The organism is Vibrio sp. Vb1337, assembly GCF_033338715.1.
GTDB classification, from domain to species: Bacteria; Pseudomonadota; Gammaproteobacteria; order Enterobacterales; family Vibrionaceae; genus Vibrio; species Vibrio alginolyticus.
Genome location: NZ_JAWOTD010000073.1, coordinates 1 through 1,645 on the forward strand (window position 1 = coordinate 1; position 1,645 = coordinate 1,645).

General features: G+C 45.9%; 2 protein-coding genes. Both read left to right on the top strand.

What is annotated here, in order from left to right; genetic code table 11:
• The coding region (locus R7E42_RS23910; protein WP_318073076.1) for an FAD-dependent oxidoreductase at positions 1–1,042 on the top strand (1,042 nt) is incomplete at its 5' end.
• 179 nt (positions 1,043–1,221) lie between these two features.
• A partial coding sequence (locus R7E42_RS23915; protein ID WP_318073077.1) for an NAD(P)H nitroreductase occupies positions 1,222–1,645 on the top strand: 424 nt, incomplete at its 3' end.

Consider the following 1,645-nt stretch of genomic DNA (forward strand, 5'->3'; position numbering starts at 1 on the left):
GAAGGCAGAACAAGAGAAAGCGCAGTTTATTAATACTTGTATCGGTTGCAACCAAGCGTGTCTGGACAACGTATTTAAAGGTAAGCGCGCTAGTTGTCTCGTCAATCCACTTGCCTGTTACGAAACAGAAATTGTGGTTGAACCAACGTTCAAGAAGAAAAATATTGCCGTTGTAGGCGCAGGCCCTGCTGGTTTAGCTTGTGCGACGACTTTAGCTGAACGTGGTCATAAAGTTGATCTGTTTGAAAAGAACGACCGAATTGGTGGGCAATTCCGCTTAGCGATGCAAATCCCAGGTAAAGAAGAATTCAGAGAAACGATTCGATACTTTGCTAACCGAATTGATGAAACGGGTGTAAATCTGCATTTGTCTACGGAAGCGAACTACGATTTGCTGACAGAGTACGATGAGGTTGTGATGGCTTCTGGTGTTGAACCGCGTAAGGTCAATATCGAAGGTATTGATAATGCAGAAAAAGTGGTGGATTACCAAACGCTGATTCGTGACAAAACGCCTGTCGGTGAAAAAGTCGCCATTGTTGGTGCTGGTGGTATTGGTGTTGATGTTGCGACAATGATTACCGAGCCAGCTGGGCAAACGTTGGATGATTGGCTGCATGAATGGGGCATTGATAAAGAAATGTCGCAACCAGGTGGATTGTATCCTTACCCAGACGCGGTGAGTGACAAAGAAGTGTGGGTGCTTCAACGTCGCAAAGGTCGTGTTGGTAAAGGACCGGGTAAAACGACAGGGTGGATCCATAAACGCACATTAGAAAAACGCGGAGTGCATCTGCTTGGTGGCGTGTCTTATGACAAAATTGATGACAACGGTTTACACATTCATGTAGATGGTAAAGCGCAGCTTTTAGAGGCTGATAAAGTCGTTATTTGTGCGGGACAGGAATCAGTACGTCCGTTTGAAGACAAGTGGTCTGAACTTGGTGAAAAACTGCATATCATCGGTGGTGCTGATCATGCCGGTGAGTTGGATGCAGTGCGAGCAATTCGCCAAGGCGTAAAACTTGCTGTGAAGCTATAACATCGAGCTTTATATGACTCAAAAGCTGCGTGTGATGCGCAGCTTTTTTGTTTCTGTCACTCTCGGTTTGTGTGAATCATCACGATAATCCCTAAAAAACAGATTGTTATTCGAGTGAGAGGATTATGCTAAAGTGAGCAGCAAAGAAAATAACAGTTAGATTCAATAAGGACTCGCTCATGGAAGCTCTCGATCTTTTGCTTAACCGTCGCTCTATCGCCAAATTATCTGCGCCAGCACCAGAGGGCAAAGCGTTGGAGAATATTATTCGTGCAGGTCTTCGTGCTCCTGACCATGCGGGCTTAACCCCTTGGCGTTTTGTGATTGCTCAAGGTGATGGTTTGAAGAAGCTATCAGATATTTTGGTGAAAGCCGCGATTGCAGACCATAGTGATGAAGCCGTGATCGAAAAAGTGAAAAATGCGCCGTTTCGTGCCCCAATGGTCATTACCGTGATCGCGAAAGTAACCGAGCATGAGAAAGTCCCTGCATTGGAACAATATCTTTCTGCAGGCTGCGCTGTTCAAGCAATGCAGATGGCGGCGGTTGCGCAAGGTTTTCAAGGTTTTTGGCGTTCGGGTAAATGGATGTTCCACCCTGAGG